At 62.8% G+C, this 13,185-nt stretch carries 14 protein-coding genes; 2 read left to right on the top strand and 12 right to left on the bottom strand.

The window, feature by feature from the left end; all coding sequences use genetic code 11:
• The 9 genes from ACUDCK_RS27935 to ACUDCK_RS27895 all read right to left on the bottom strand — a co-directional run bounded on the left by ACUDCK_RS27935 (nucleotide 1) and on the right by ACUDCK_RS27895 (nucleotide 8,819).
• A complete protein-coding gene (locus ACUDCK_RS27935; protein WP_175167932.1) occupies nucleotides 1–1,164 on the bottom strand; it encodes a glycosyltransferase in 1,164 nt (387 codons plus the stop codon).
• Nucleotides 1,165–1,181: 17 nt separating this feature from the next.
• Entirely contained in the window at nucleotides 1,182–1,946 is a 765-nt protein-coding gene (locus tag ACUDCK_RS27930) for an AglZ/HisF2 family acetamidino modification protein (protein ID WP_054500294.1), read from the bottom strand.
• A gap of 3 nt (nucleotides 1,947–1,949) precedes the next feature.
• Nucleotides 1,950–2,564 (bottom strand): imidazole glycerol phosphate synthase subunit HisH, encoded by a 615-nt coding sequence (hisH, locus tag ACUDCK_RS27925; RefSeq protein WP_054500295.1) that lies wholly within the window; start codon nucleotides 2,562–2,564, stop codon nucleotides 1,950–1,952.
• A 31-nt stretch (nucleotides 2,565–2,595) separates the two neighbouring features.
• Entirely contained in the window at nucleotides 2,596–3,702 is a 1,107-nt protein-coding gene (locus ACUDCK_RS27920) for an N-acetyl sugar amidotransferase (RefSeq protein WP_240317237.1), read from the bottom strand.
• Between the two features lie 73 nt (nucleotides 3,703–3,775).
• Complete coding sequence (locus tag ACUDCK_RS27915) at nucleotides 3,776–4,981, bottom strand: glycosyltransferase family 4 protein (protein ID WP_240317238.1); 1,206 nt, start codon at nucleotides 4,979–4,981, stop codon at nucleotides 3,776–3,778.
• A gap of 13 nt (nucleotides 4,982–4,994) precedes the next feature.
• Nucleotides 4,995–6,077: a non-hydrolyzing UDP-N-acetylglucosamine 2-epimerase gene (wecB, locus tag ACUDCK_RS27910; RefSeq protein ID WP_445659282.1), complete on the bottom strand. Its 1,083-nt coding sequence runs from the start codon at nucleotides 6,075–6,077 to the stop codon at nucleotides 4,995–4,997.
• 4 nt (nucleotides 6,078–6,081) lie between these two features.
• Nucleotides 6,082–7,185 (bottom strand): DegT/DnrJ/EryC1/StrS family aminotransferase, encoded by a 1,104-nt coding sequence (locus ACUDCK_RS27905; RefSeq protein WP_175167933.1) that lies wholly within the window; start codon nucleotides 7,183–7,185, stop codon nucleotides 6,082–6,084.
• A 6-nt stretch (nucleotides 7,186–7,191) separates the two neighbouring features.
• Complete coding sequence (locus ACUDCK_RS27900; RefSeq protein WP_175167934.1) at nucleotides 7,192–7,761, bottom strand: acyltransferase; 570 nt, start codon at nucleotides 7,759–7,761, stop codon at nucleotides 7,192–7,194.
• Between the two features lie 5 nt (nucleotides 7,762–7,766).
• Nucleotides 7,767–8,819 carry a Gfo/Idh/MocA family protein gene (locus ACUDCK_RS27895; protein ID WP_054500300.1) on the bottom strand — a complete coding sequence of 351 codons (1,053 nt, stop codon included), beginning with the start codon at nucleotides 8,817–8,819 and terminating at the stop codon, nucleotides 7,767–7,769.
• Between the two features lie 123 nt (nucleotides 8,820–8,942).
• On the opposite strand from ACUDCK_RS27895, the gene waaC reads away from it, so the two are divergent.
• Nucleotides 8,943–9,992 carry a lipopolysaccharide heptosyltransferase I gene (gene waaC / locus ACUDCK_RS27890; RefSeq protein WP_175167935.1) on the top strand — a complete coding sequence of 350 codons (1,050 nt, stop codon included), beginning with the start codon at nucleotides 8,943–8,945 and terminating at the stop codon, nucleotides 9,990–9,992.
• Nucleotides 9,992–11,293: a 3-deoxy-D-manno-octulosonic acid transferase gene (locus tag ACUDCK_RS27885; RefSeq protein ID WP_175167936.1), complete on the top strand. Its 1,302-nt coding sequence runs from the start codon at nucleotides 9,992–9,994 to the stop codon at nucleotides 11,291–11,293. The genes waaC and ACUDCK_RS27885 overlap by 1 nt, the downstream gene beginning before the upstream one ends.
• A gap of 21 nt (nucleotides 11,294–11,314) precedes the next feature.
• On the opposite strand, the gene ACUDCK_RS27880 is transcribed toward ACUDCK_RS27885, so the two are convergent.
• The 3 genes from ACUDCK_RS27880 to ACUDCK_RS27870 are packed head-to-tail and all read right to left on the bottom strand — an operon-like array spanning nucleotide 11,315 to nucleotide 13,149.
• On the bottom strand, nucleotides 11,315–11,479 hold the full coding sequence (locus tag ACUDCK_RS27880) for a hypothetical protein (protein WP_006391936.1): 165 nt from the start codon (nucleotides 11,477–11,479) through the stop codon (nucleotides 11,315–11,317).
• Between the two features lie 12 nt (nucleotides 11,480–11,491).
• Nucleotides 11,492–12,298: a type III pantothenate kinase gene (locus ACUDCK_RS27875; protein ID WP_054500303.1), complete on the bottom strand. Its 807-nt coding sequence runs from the start codon at nucleotides 12,296–12,298 to the stop codon at nucleotides 11,492–11,494.
• Nucleotides 12,295–13,149 (bottom strand): biotin--[acetyl-CoA-carboxylase] ligase, encoded by an 855-nt coding sequence (locus ACUDCK_RS27870; protein ID WP_054500304.1) that lies wholly within the window; start codon nucleotides 13,147–13,149, stop codon nucleotides 12,295–12,297. Before ACUDCK_RS27870 ends, ACUDCK_RS27875 begins: the two co-directional genes overlap by 4 nt.
• Nucleotides 13,150–13,185: the final 36 nt, after the last annotated feature.

Genomic DNA, 13,185 nt, shown 5'->3' with positions numbered 1-13,185 from the left:
CTAGTGTTTTGCTTGCGAGCCGGAAGGTAACAAGTGCCGGTAGATCGCCTTTAGGCGTTCGGCTTCGTGGGACCAGTCCAACGTACTCTGAAGAGCCTTTACGCCTTCGCGGCACCGCGCTACAGAATTTTGCGATAACTGGTCGACGATTGCGGCGATGGCTTGCGGTTCGACGGCACACGTCCATCCGGCCTCAGCCTGTTCGAGCAGCGCTTTTTGATCTGGCAGGTCGGCGGTAATTACCGGCAGCCCCGCCTGGAGACTTTCGAATAATTTGTTTGGTAACGAATAGCGATAGCTGAGGCATGTCTCTTCGATCAGGCACATGCCCACGTCGGCACCCGCCGCACGATTCAAGACTTCGCGCATCGGCACCGGCGGGCGCAGATGTATATTCGAAACGCGCTGCTCAATTTTGCGGATATCGGATTCGAAAGCGCCTGCGCCCATGAATAACAAATGATGCCTGCATTCTTCGCGATCGAATGCCTTGAGCATGGCCGGAATGCCACGGCTTTGCGTCAGGCCGCCAATGAAGATAAACAGGAGTGCATCTTCGGGGATGGCCAATTCTTCCCGCCAAGGATAGGGAGTCAGCGTGGGCGGCGCCAGCGGGACATTTCGCACGAGCACGACAGGCGTATCGGGATACCTCTGGCGATACCAGCGCTCAATGGAGGGGCTCACGACCAGCACAGCGTCACAATGCTTGATTAATGTTTTTTCCAACCAGCGGGCGATACGTTGGCGTCTGCCATGCAGGCCGTATTTTTCTGTTTCCAGTTCGTGGGCATCGTAGACGAGACGAGCGCCGGTCATGGATTTCAACAGGCATGCCAGAAGCAACGGCAGCATACTGTGGCAATGGATGACCGCGACTTTCGTGCGACGGTATTCCCGAATAATGCGCCAGCTCCATTCCACGTATTTGACGGCCTGCGCCAGGAAATTCTTGGGAAGTACCCGTCGACTACGAATCGGCACACGCCATAATTTACGATCCGGTCGGCCGAGAGTCTCTCGCTCAGGAAGACCGGGGTCGCCGAACGCGACAATTTCCACCTGGTCCACTAAGCCGGCGTCCAGCAGGGAATCGGTTTCTTTGTAGGTGCGGGACTCAAACTTGAAATCGATGCCGAACAAGTGGAGGTTGAGCAGGCTCATGGGCGGGGGGGATAATGTCAGCGTTCTGCGAACAAGGTTTCGAGCTGTGAATAAGGAGGGTAGGTGATGAGAACCGCACGGTGTTTGCCATGAAATACAAACATGCTGCCGGCGCTCGCAGCCGACGCCCCTGCTTTGCGAGCTTCCAGAAAGTCGTTCGGGACCGCGGCGCCGCCGCTGGCGACCACGGGGATCGAGACAGCCTCGCTCACCGCTTTGATGAGCGCGAGGTCGTAGCCTCCCATGCAGCCGTCCCGGTCGATCGAAGTCAACAGAATTTCACCCGCGCCCGCCGCTTCCATGCGCTGTGCGTACTGGACGGGGTCGTTGGCGGTGCCGACAGTGCCGGCCTGAGTCCAGACCGTGTATTTCCCGAACAAATTGCGCTTTACGTCGATAGAAGCCACGACGCTTTGACTGCCCGCGCTGTCCGCAATGCGGCTGAGCAACTCCGGCTCGACCGCTGCATGGGAGTTGATTATGACCTTTTCCACTCCCAGCTTGAACAGCCTTTGGGCCTGATCCGCGCGAGTGATGCCGCCGCCGTAGGCAAATGGCATGAAGGCCTCGCTTGCAATGTCCTGGAGCAGGTCGTAGTCGGGCTCGCGTTTGCCGAGGGTGCAGGCAATATCCAGGAAGACCAGTTCGTCAACTTCCTTTTCGTTGAAGATGCGAACGGCATTAATCGGGTCGCCGATATAGACCGGATTCTTGAATTTCTTTGTCTTTACCAATCCCCCGTTCTTCAGCAATAAGCACGGAATGACACGAGTGCGAAGCATGACTTACATCCCGGCGAAGTTTCGAAGTAACTGCATTCCGAAGCGGTGGCTCTTCTCCGGATGAAATTGCGCGCCAATGACATTGCCTCGTTGGACCATGCTGGTAAATTTGCCGCCATAATCTGTCATGGCCAAGTTATCCTGAGGATCGGCGCACACTACGTGGTAGCTGTGCACGAAATAGAATCTCGATTGCTGTTCGGTCAAGCCAGCCAGGATTGGACTGTCTTGTTCCGGATAAATGAAATTCCAGCCCATATGAGGCACTTTCAGATGTCTGGCCACTGGAAAGCGGAACAAATGGCTGCGGGCATCGATAAAACCCAGGCCAGGAAGTTTCCCCTCCTCGCTACCGTTGCCCAGCAGTTGCATCCCGAGGCAGATCCCCAGGATGGGAATGCGCGCCTGCAGAGCTTGGTGTTTTAGAGGTTCGATAAGTTCGCGTCGCGCGAGCTCCTGCATGGCCACATCAAATGCTCCTACGCCTGGCAGGAGGATCTTGTCGGCCACAAGAATCTCTTCTGGGGTCGTGACCAATTGTGCCGGAACATTGATCTTGCGGAACATATTCAAGATCGAGCCCAGATTGCCTAAGCCATAGTCGACGACGGAAATCATGGAGTTTTCCAAAGAGAAGGGATGGAGCGGTTCAACCGTAGCTCTTTATTCTGCGCCCAAGCAGAGTCGACAGAAACTGTTTTCCCGAGCGGATCGCCTGATACAGGCGATCCTGATTGGCGTACTCGGAATAATGATGGCCAGGCGGTTGCATAAGCGCTTCGAATTCATCGGCGGAAAAGCCCAGCTTTTTTGCGATGTATGCTTTGTCCTGGCGTAATTCTTCCGGATCGTACAAAGGCTCTTCCAGCGCTGCCAGCGCGGCCGCGCGGTCCAACTCTCCAGACAGGATGCGGCTGGCCAAGTGGGCGCGCCGCTTGTCATAACCGAATTTGTAGGGAAGATAATGATTCTGGAAAAAACGGGTAAACACTGATTCGCCGTGTTTACGGCCGTAATCTCGATATCCGACAGTGTCCTGCAGGTATTCGAGCGCTGCTGACTTACTGTAGGGCATGAAGTTGAGCGGGCGCAGCACATCCATTTTCTTTATGAATGGATAGTAAAAATAATACTGCATGAAGTTGATAATCGGAAAACTCTTCAGCGACTTCGTGCCATGTTTGCGATGGATCGCTTTGAGGTTGATCGCATCCATCGCATTGTGCCCCCAAGCAACCGGGAGCACCGATTCTGTGGCGATATTGCCGCCGCTGATCACATAGCGGATGTCGTTTTTAACCGCAAAATGATAAAGGGCGCCAAAAAATGCGTGGTCTTGCGGCACGTCCTGATTCGCAACCCCGGCTTTTAGATAGGCAGCCTGCAGGTCACGCATGACTTCCCAGTCGATGACGTGGGTATGTAAATCATAATTGCAATGTTTGACGATGCGCTCGATATTGTGAACGGCGAGTTCGCTATTCCAACCGGCGTCGACATGAACCACGAGAGGGCGCAGCCCCAATTCCTGGACGCGCAGCGCCAGATACGAACTATCGATGCCTCCACTGAGCCCGAGAATGCAGTCGTACTCGTGTTTGGCGCGCTCGTTTCGAATGGCATCAACGCGCTGCCGCAATCTCCGTGCCCCTTCCGCGTTTGGGAACCATTGCTGGGACGTTACATTGTCGAACGTATTGCAGTAGGAGCAGACGCCCTGGTGATCGAACGTGATATTCGGATCGGACGTGTCCATGACGCAGCGTGTACAAATCCGGTAGTCGAGTATGGGCATGGCGGCAAGAGACCTGGGGAAGGCGGTGTCGATTTTAGGAGGTTTTGCTGGCCCGTAAGGCCAAATGATCGTAAGCGGTTATGAGGCTTGTTTCCTCGGCTTCCCAGTTGTAGTCGTCCAGGACTGCCTGTCTGCCATTGGCGGCCATTCTGGCCAAGCTGTCAGCATCGGAAAGCATGTCGTTTATCGTTGTTGCGATTTTGCGGGGGTCGTCGTAGTCGACGCACATGCCACAGCGAGCCTTGTCCAGAATGGAACGCCACAGCGGGAAATTGGAAGCCAGCACAGGCACTCCCGACGACATGTACTCGAACATCTTCGTTGGCATGGAGGCAAGGTGGTTGGGCGTGGGATACAGCACCACGAGGCCGATCTGACTTTGGGCCAGAATGTTGCGCACCCCATCGCGATCCACTACGCCACGATAGTCGACCTTTGCCCAGCCCGGCATGGATTTCAACTCTGTTTCGAGTTGGGCATCTGCCATGATACCCGCCAGGATCAGGCGGGCATCGGTGAATTCCATCGCGGCAACCATTTCCACTGCGCCGCGTGTACGTGTAATGCTGCCGACATAGCAAATGTTTCGGCGCGCGCCGGCCTTTGCGGCAGTTGGGCCAGCGACGGCCGGCGCCAACTCATCACGAAAAGGATAATTGTTGACGTTGAACGATCCGTTGTTGAGGTCAAGGAAGCGCGCAGTAATGTGTGGCGTGGCGCAAATCACGGCATCCATGCGCTTAGCCGCGAAATTCTCGAGCTTCTCGAACGCCACGGATACCATGCGGCGCAACGGAAAAGGAATCCAGGGCTTGGCCATGATCTGGCGCGGGACATCTTCGTGAGCATCGTAGACTACCGTCCGTCCTATCCAGTGGAGAAGCAGACCAACGGGAAGGAGTTCTGGGTCGTGAAAATGATAAATGTCCGCCTTTAAGCCGAGGGCGACACGGAGCAGGCGCAGCGGTTGCACCAGCATTCTCCGCGCCCGCCCCGCTACTGTTCCTATATCGTGAAAGTGCACGCCGTCTCGGGTTTCTGGGCCCTTGCCGTCCGCCACAACCAAATGAACGTCATAGCCGTGTCTGGCAAGCGCGCGGCTTTCCTTGTGATAGATACGGATGTCGTAGCGAGGATGCGCCGTCGTGAGTTGAGCAATGCGTGTCATGAAGCGGATGAGGCCAGCAAGCCGGGGCGACTGGCTGCCGGTCTTTCTAAAAATTCCCAATAGGGTGGCCACGACCCCGAAAGGGCTAGGCGCTCAAGGTTTCCACTATTCGCTGAGCTGCGTTACCCGAGCCGTAGGGCTGGATCTCCCGCGGTGTGGAGCTCAGGGCGCGAGCGATCGCGGTCGTAATTTCATGCGCGGATGCTGGGGGGATGAGATGGTTCCAGCCGGCTTCCACCAGTTCCACCCATTCCGTCTCATCGCGCAAGGTAATACAGGGCACGCGGTGGAAGAACGCTTCCTTCTGGACGCCACCCGAATCCGTGATGATTAGCCGAGCGTATTTCTCCAGTTGGACCATATCGATATAGCCAATTGGGTCCGTCAGCTTAACTGTGCCGGCGACCGTCGACAGCAATCCAGCCTGGTCCAGGAGATTACGGGTTCGAGGATGCAGCGGCCAAACGATTGGAATGTCCTTGGATGCCGCCGTTAGCGCTCGGAGGATGGCAGCAAGTCGCTGAGGATCGTCCGTTTCGGCTCGGTGGATCGTGGTGAGTATAAAGCTACGGGCTTTCAACCCCAGTTTTTGCATGAGGCCGTTCTGGTCGTCGACGCGGGAACCATGATGCAAAGCCACGTCCAGCATGACGTCTCCGACTTCGAAAATATTGGCGCTGTTCGTGCCTTCGCTGAGCAAGTGGGCGGTAGCGGCTTCGGTGGGAGTGAACAGCCAGCGCGAGACGCGATCGGTCAGGATCCGATTGACCTCTTCGGGCATGCGCAAGTTGAACGAACGGAGGCCGGCTTCCACATGGGCAACCGGGATATGCTGTTTTACAGCCGCCAGCGCGCCGGCGAGGGTCGAGTTGGTATCACCGTAGACCATCACCAGGTCAGGCCGCACCTGCTGCATGGTGCGTTCAAGCGCAACCAGCATGCGTCCGGTCATGTCGCCATGGCTGCCGCCATGGATGTTCAGGGAATGGGCAGGCTTCTCCATGCCCAGATCCCTAAAAAAAATATCCGACATGTTGGTGTCGAAGTGCTGGCCGGTGTGTACGACCACTTCGTTCAACTGAGGCGTTTGCGAAATCGCTGCCGAAATGACGCTAGCCTTGATGAACTGCGGACGCGCGCCCAGGACGGTCAATACGGTCTTCGTCATGAAATCAGTGCGAAAGAGCGGCGCGCAAGGCGGCGATGATGGTGTCCTGCGTCGTGGTATCGAGGTCTGGATGCATCGGCAGACTCATGACGCGGGCTGCTAGCTGATCCGAAACAGGCGTTTCATTCTCGCCAGCACAGAATTGTGCATAGGCGGGTTGAGCATGAATCGGCCTGGGGTAGTGCACGGCCGTTGGAATGCCGGCTTCCTTCAGGTGCGCGATCACGGCTTCGCGGTTGGGCACCATGACGGTGAACTGGGCCCAGACGCTGTCGCGATCCGGACGCACAGTGATCGTACGCGCGCCGCCCGGCAGGTCAGCCACCAGTTGCTGGTAGCGAGCACCGATCTTGATGCGCTGCTCCACTTCCCACTCGAAACGTTCCAGCTTGCCCAGCACCACGGCGCATTGCAGCGTGTCCATGCGGCCACCCACGCCGATGCGCGAGTGGTAGTAGCGGGCCGATTGGCCGTGCACACGGATCTCGCGCATGGCTTGCGCCAGGGCGTCGTCATTGGTAAACAGCGCACCGCCGTCGCCATAGCAGCCCAGGGGCTTGCTGGGGAAGAAGCTGGTGCAGCCGATCTTGGACAGGTTGCAGCTCTTCTTGCCCTTGTAGGTGGCGCCGAAGCTCTGCGCGGCGTCTTCGATGACGGTGATGCCGTGCTTGTCGGCGATGGCATTGACCTCGTCCATGTCGCCGCACTGGCCGTACAGCGACACCGGGATGATGGCCTTGGTGCGAGGCGTGATCTTGGCCTCGATTTCCGAAACCTTGATGTTGCAGGTATCAGGCTCGACATCCACGAACACCGGCACGGCGCCCAGCAGCACGATGACTTCCGCCGTCGCCACGAACGTGAACGAGGTGGTGATGACTTCGTCGCCGGCCTTCACGCCCAGGGCCATCAGCGCGATCAGCAGCGCTTCGGTACCGGAGGCGACCGTAATGCAGTGCTTGGCGCCCGTATAGGCGCACAGCGCGGCTTCCAGCTCCTTGACCTCGGGACCCATGATGTACTGGCCATGATCCAGCACGGCCTGGATACGTGCATTGATCGGGTCGCGCAGGACTTGGTACTGCTTCTTCAGGTCAATGAATTGCATGTTGTCTCACACCAGTTGGCAGACGCCGTCTTTGAGTACGTATTGGTCGCCGGTTGCGGGGCAGGTGGTCTGCCCGCTGCCGGTCAGCGGCAGGTCCAGCTGTTCGCCATGGCGGCTCATCCAGCCGATCTGGCGGGCGGGCACGCCTACCACCAGGGCGAAATCGGGCACGTCGCGGTTGACCACGGCGCCGGCGCCGACAAAGGCGTAGCGACCGACTGTCGAGCCGCACACGATGGTGCAGTTTGCGCCCAGCGTGGCGCCTTGGCGCACGACCGTATCGCGGTATTCGTTCTTGCGTTCGATGGCTGCGCGCGGGTTGTACACGTTCGTGAACACCATGCTGGGGCCGCAGAACACGTCATCTTCGAGCGTCACGTTGTCGTAGACCGAGACGTTGTTCTGGATCTTGACGCGGTTGCCGATCTTGACGCGGTTGCCGACGTAGACGTTCTGGCCCAGCGAACAGGCGTCGCCGATGACGGCGCCGCCCGATACGTGGACCCAGTGCCAGACGCGGGTGCCGGCGCCGATCTGTGCGCCGTCGTCAACGATGGCGGTGGAATGGATGCTCATGATGCTCAATCCAGCGGTAGCGGCACGCGCAGGCCATCGCGCGCGGAACGGTAGATGGCGGTCAGCAGCGCGAGCGATTGCAGGCCTTCGCGTCCGTCGGTTTCGGGTTCGCATTCACCGCGCAGCACGCGGATGACGTTATCGTAGTACAGCGGGTGACCAAAACCGTAGACCGAGGTGGTCTCGTAATTGGCTTCGCGGATCTTGGCGTCGTCGGGATGCTCGTCGGCGAACTTCCACTCGTCGATGCGGTTGACGGCCACGCCGCCGACCCGCACGGTGCCCTTTTCGCCCAGGATCGTGATGGAGCCTTCCAGGTTCTGCGGGTAGGTCAGCATGGTGACGTTGATCGAGCCCATGGCGCCATGGCGCCAGCGGATCGCGGCCACGCCGGTGTCTTCGGCTTCGATGCGGCGAGCCAGCGTGGCGGTGTAGGCGTACACGCTTTCAACGGGACCCACCAGCCAATCGAGCAGGTCGACGTAATGGCTTGCCTGGTTCATGAAGGCGCCGCCATCCCACTCCCACTTGCCGCGCCAGCGGGCGGCATCGTAATAGTCTTGGGGGCGGGTCCAGAAAACGTTGACCGTCACCATATAGATACGGCCGAAGCGGCCATTCTCGATGGCCTTCTTGAGCAGTTGCAGCGTGGCATTGCGGCGGTTCTGCTTGACGACAAAGAGGCGCACGCCAGCTTCATCGCATGCCTTGACCATGCGCTTGCCATCTTCCCAGCGGGTTGCCATGGGTTTTTCACTGACGACGTGACGGCCGGACTGCGCCACTTCGATCGCCTGCCACGGGTGCAGGCCTGACGGGGTGGCCAGGATGACCGCATCGGCGGTGGTATGCGCCAGCATTTCTGTCAGGGACGAAAATGGACGGGCGCCGGTAGCTTCCGCGGCGGCTTTGAGGGCCGCGGGATTGGTGTCACAGACATCCACGAGCTCGGCGCGGTCGCTGTGCTGCGCAATCGCACCGATATGGTTCTTGGAAATGCGCCCACACCCTACCAGGGCGAAACGGACCTTGCGGTCGGTAACTGGATCAGCGGTCATCGGGAGAAGAGGTTGTTTTGTTGTAAATTGCCGGGATAATTCGACAGCCCCTCCCGGAATAGAGCGTAATAATACTTGAAGACCGGACGGGGGCACGAGCGCATAATCCGCCATTTCCAATCGATGCCAACTCGCATTCTCATTGTCCGTACGTCCTCATTAGGCGATCTGGTGCACATGCTGCCCGCCATTTCCGACATCGCCCGCCACGTGCCGGACGCCGAGATCGACTGGATCGCCGAAGAAGCTTTCGCCGAAATCCCCGCCTGGCATCCCGCGGTCAAGGAGGTCATCAAGGTGGCCCACCGGCGCTGGCGCAAGGCCTGGTGGTCGGGCCAGGTGCGCGCCGAGCGCAAGGCGCTGCGGGAGCGGTTGCGGTCCAAGCAATACGACATCGTGCTGGACATGCAGGCGCTGCTGAAGTCCGCGTGGCTGGTGCGCCAGGCGCGGGGGGTGCGGCATGGGCTGGATTGGCGATCGGCCCGCGAGCCCCTGGCATCGCTGTTCTATAACGTGCGCCACCGCGTCGAATTCTGGCAGCCGGCGGTGATTCGCCAGCGCAAACTGGCGTCATTGACATTTGGTTACCAGTACGGCGGCCAGCCGGATTTCGGCCTGCAGGCGTTTTCGCGGCAGGCGGCCCAGGGCCGCGACGGCGCCGCCGATTCAGTGCACGAGGTGTCCGCCGGCGGGTTGGATGCCACCGAATTGCCTCGCCTGCATCACCTGGACCACGACCGCGGCTACGCCGTGATCATGCCGTCGGCCAGCCGTGACGACAAACTCTGGCCCGAGGACGATTGGCGCGCCGTGTTCCGGCGCCTGCGTGACGCCGGCTGTGCGCTCAAGCTGCTGGCGGGCAACGACCAGGAAGCCGAGCGTGCCCGGCTACTTGTCGCGGGCATGGAAGACGTCGAAGTCATGCCGCGCATGGACCTGACGTCGGTGGCGCGGCTGCTGGCAGGCGCGCGCCTGATGGTCGGGCTGGACAGCGGCCTGACCCATCTGTCGGCGGCGCTCGGCCGTCCCACCATCGGCATCTATCGCGCGTCCACCCCCGTGCGCACGCCCCTGGTCGGCTCGAATTACACGGCCAGTCTCGGCGATCGCGGCGCCTCGCCCTCGCGCGAGGCGGTCATGGCGTCGGTGGAGCAGGCGCTGGCCGCGCGCTGATGAACCGCACCGTCTACACGCTGGGGCTGCGGGCGCTGGCCCCCCTGGTCTGGCTATGGATGGCCCGCCGCGCCAAGCGCGCCGGCGGTGAATGGCAGATCTTCTCGCCGGAGCGGTTTGGTCGGGCCGCGTCGGGCCGGGCCGAGGCTGGTGGCGCGACCGCGGCCGCCGGAACCACGCAAGCGCCGGTCTGGGTCCACGCCGTCAGCCTGGGAGAGACGCGCGCCGCGCAGCCGCTGTTGCAGGCCCTGCTGGATCGCGGCCTGCCTGTGCTGCTGACCCATATCACCGCCACGGGTCGGGCCGAGGGCGCGCGCCTGTTCGCGGACGCCATCGCCCGCGGGCAATTGCGCCAGGCCTGGCTGCCCTACGATTTTCCGGGCGCCACGCGGCGGTTCCTGGCCGCCGCCGCGCCCCGCTGCGGCATTTTGATCGAGCGCGAGATCTGGCCCAACCTGCTGGCCGCGGCGCGGCGCGCGGAGCTGCCGATGGCGCTGGTGAGCGCGCGGTTTTCGGAATCGTCGCTGCGGCAGGCAGGTCGCCTGGGCAGGGTCATGCGCGAGGCGCTGGCGGGGCTGGATCGGGTGCTGGCGCAGACGGCGCCGGATGCCCGGCGGCTGGCCGAGGCCGGCGCGCCGCACCCTACCGTGACCGGCAATCTGAAGTTCGATCTGTCCTTGCCTGCGGCGCAGGTCGAGGCGGGACAGGCCTGGCGCGCCCGTTTGGGCCGGCCGGTGATCGCCCTGGCGAGCACACGCGAAGGTGAGGATGCGCCGTTCATCGAGGCGGTCAAGCGCCATGCCGCCATGCCCGGCGGGCCGCTGTTCCTGTTGATTCCGCGCCATCCGCAGCGTTTCGACGAGGCCGCCGCGCTGCTGGCGCAGGCCGGCCTGGCCCACGTGCGGCGGTCGTCGGGGCAGGCGCCCGGTCCGGAGACGGCGGTGCTGTTGGGCGACACGCTGGGGGAAATGGCTTTCTACTACGCCGCCGCGGACGTGGCGGTGGTGGCGGGCAGCTTTGCCCCGCTGGGCGGCCAGAACCTGATCGAGGCCTGCGCCGCGGGCGTGCCGGTGATCGTCGGGCCGCACACATTCAATTTCCAGCAGGCGGCCAGCGATGCCATCGAGGCCGGCGCCGCGCAGCGCCAGCCGGACCCGGAGCAGGCCGTGCGGGCCGCGCTGGCGCTGGTGGCCGACCCTGCGGCCAGGCGGGCGGCCGGGGACGCGGCGCGCGCCTGGTTCGCCAGCCACGCCGGCGCCACGGCGCGGACGATGGACGCGCTGGCGCCCTGGTTGCGCTGAGCGGGACGGTCTTTCAGGCCGTCAGGCGGGCTTGCGCGGCACCAGCGTGACCGCGCCCGGATTCAGTTCCTGGCTGAAGCGGCGCGGATCGCGCCCCTCGTCTTCCGGGCGTACGCCCAGCCAGCCCTGGCCGAGCGCGTAGACGCCCAGGTTGGCCAACAGGATCAGGATGAAGAGCACTCGCATGCCGCGGCCTCGTCAGGCGTTCGCTGCCGGATTGGCGCGCGCGATGGCGGCCAGTCCGTCCAGAACGGGGTGGTTCAGGTAGATCGGCACCGGCGCGGCGCCGAACGCGCCGCCGGCATCGGCCAGCAGGCGTTCGATTTCCGAGTGCACCTCGGGCCAGCCGCCGCCGGCGGCGAAGATCTGCGGTGTCTGCCCGTAGCGCTGGCGGCCGGCGAGCCACTGGCGCACCACCGCGCCGGCCTGCGCCGCGGCGATGCCGGAGGCGATGGCTTCATGCGTGTCGGTGGGGTAGGGCACTACCTGGCCTTCCGCGATCGGCAGGTTGGCGGTGCCGTGCGCCAGCGCGTTGCGCATCATGGCCGGGCCGGGCAGGATCAGGCCGCCAGCGAAGACGTTGTCCGGCCCCACGGTATCGATGGTGGTGGCGGTGCCGAAGCTGGCCAGCAGGAAGGGCGGATGGGCGCCGGGCAGGCGCGACAGCACGCCCAGCAGCGAGGCCCAGCGGTCCGCGCCCAGTTGCGAGGGCGTCTTGTAGCGGTTGACCAGCCCCAGGGTGGTGGCCTGCGAGGAGGCCCAGGTCACCGCGCAGCCATGGCGCTGCAGGATGGCCGCGATGGCGGCGCCGCGCTCGGCGCCGGCCACGTTCACGCCCAGCGCACGCGACGGCCGTTGCGGCAGGGCGGCGAGCCAGCGGTCCAGGGCGTCCAGGTCCAGGCCATCGAAGGCGACGGCGGCCGGCTCGCGCGGCATGTCCGGGCTGCTGGGGTCCAGCCAGCCGACTTTGAGGCGGCTGTTGCCGGAGTCGATGAGGATGATCATGCTTGGCGTCGAATCGAGATTTCACCGACCGAGATCGGCATGGCGCCCTGGGGCGTTTGCACCAGCAGGCGGCCCTGGCCGTCGACGCCGCAAGCGGTGCCGCTGAGGACCACCTCGCCCTTGTCCAGCACGTTGACCGGACGGCCGCCCAGCGCGTCGACCTGGTCGAAGCGCTGGGAAAAGGCGGCGAAACCTTCGCGTTCCAGCGTCCGCACGGCCTCGTGCCAGGCGGCCGCCGCCGCACAGACCAGGTCCGCGGCGGTGGCGGCATGGCCTGGCGTGTGCTCGGTGACACAGGTCCAGTCGGCGACCTGCCGGCCCAGCGCCTGCGACAGCGCGCCGGCGTCGACCAGGTTGACACCCATGCCGATGACGACGGTGTAGCCGGTCTCGCGTCCGCCCGGATTGCGGGTGGTCTCGACCAGCACCCCGGCCAGTTTGGCGTCGTGCCATTGCACGTCGTTGGGCCATTTCATGCAGAGGCCCTCGGCGGCAGGGCCTGCCACGGCGCGCAGCGCCTCGCACGCGGCCAGGCCGGCCAGTGGCGATAGCGCCGGCAATTGCGCGGCCGGCAGGTGCACGTCGAAGGCGCACGAGAACATCAGCGCCGCGCCCACGCGGTTCTGCCAGGGGCGGCCGGCGCGGCCGCGGCCTGTTTCCTGCAGATGGGTGCCCAGCAGCCAGGGCTTGCCAGCGCCACTGCCGGTGCGGGCGCGCGCCAGCAGGTCGGCGTTGGTGGAGCCGGTGCTGGCGGTCCAGGCGACATCTTGGAAAGCGGGCAGGCGTGAACCCAGCAGCCGGGCCAGATCGTCGGGCGCGGGCAGGTCGGTGGGGCGGACTTGAGCGGACATGGCGCCGATTGTAGGGCACGCGCGGGCCCGGTTCGC

Source organism: Achromobacter sp. CF-sbj1-Ac2-l (genome assembly GCF_052698165.1).
The sequence above is the reverse complement of the archived record's forward strand: the minus strand, read 5'-3'. Positions and strand labels throughout refer to the sequence as shown.

Coding starts and splice junctions, on each gene's coding strand:
- wecB (WP_445659282.1), bottom strand. CDS start 6,077: ATGACGAAGACCGTATTGACCGTCCTGGGCGCGCGTCCGCAGTTCATC.
- ACUDCK_RS27870 (WP_054500304.1), bottom strand. CDS start 13,149: ATGTCCGCTCAAGTCCGCCCCACCGACCTGCCCGCGCCCGACGATCTG.
- ACUDCK_RS27895 (WP_054500300.1), bottom strand. CDS start 8,819: ATGACCGCTGATCCAGTTACCGACCGCAAGGTCCGTTTCGCCCTGGTA.
- hisH (WP_054500295.1), bottom strand. CDS start 2,564: ATGATTTCCGTCGTCGACTATGGCTTAGGCAATCTGGGCTCGATCTTG.
- ACUDCK_RS27885 (WP_175167936.1), top strand. CDS start 9,992: ATGAACCGCACCGTCTACACGCTGGGGCTGCGGGCGCTGGCCCCCCTG.
- ACUDCK_RS27920 (WP_240317237.1), bottom strand. CDS start 3,702: ATGGACACGTCCGATCCGAATATCACGTTCGATCACCAGGGCGTCTGC.
- ACUDCK_RS27880 (WP_006391936.1), bottom strand. CDS start 11,479: ATGCGAGTGCTCTTCATCCTGATCCTGTTGGCCAACCTGGGCGTCTAC.
- ACUDCK_RS27930 (WP_054500294.1), bottom strand. CDS start 1,946: ATGCTTCGCACTCGTGTCATTCCGTGCTTATTGCTGAAGAACGGGGGA.
- ACUDCK_RS27875 (WP_054500303.1), bottom strand. CDS start 12,298: ATGATCATCCTCATCGACTCCGGCAACAGCCGCCTCAAAGTCGGCTGG.
- ACUDCK_RS27935 (WP_175167932.1), bottom strand. CDS start 1,164: ATGAGCCTGCTCAACCTCCACTTGTTCGGCATCGATTTCAAGTTTGAG.
- waaC (WP_175167935.1), top strand. CDS start 8,943: ATGCCAACTCGCATTCTCATTGTCCGTACGTCCTCATTAGGCGATCTG.
- ACUDCK_RS27900 (WP_175167934.1), bottom strand. CDS start 7,761: ATGAGCATCCATTCCACCGCCATCGTTGACGACGGCGCACAGATCGGC.
- ACUDCK_RS27905 (WP_175167933.1), bottom strand. CDS start 7,185: ATGCAATTCATTGACCTGAAGAAGCAGTACCAAGTCCTGCGCGACCCG.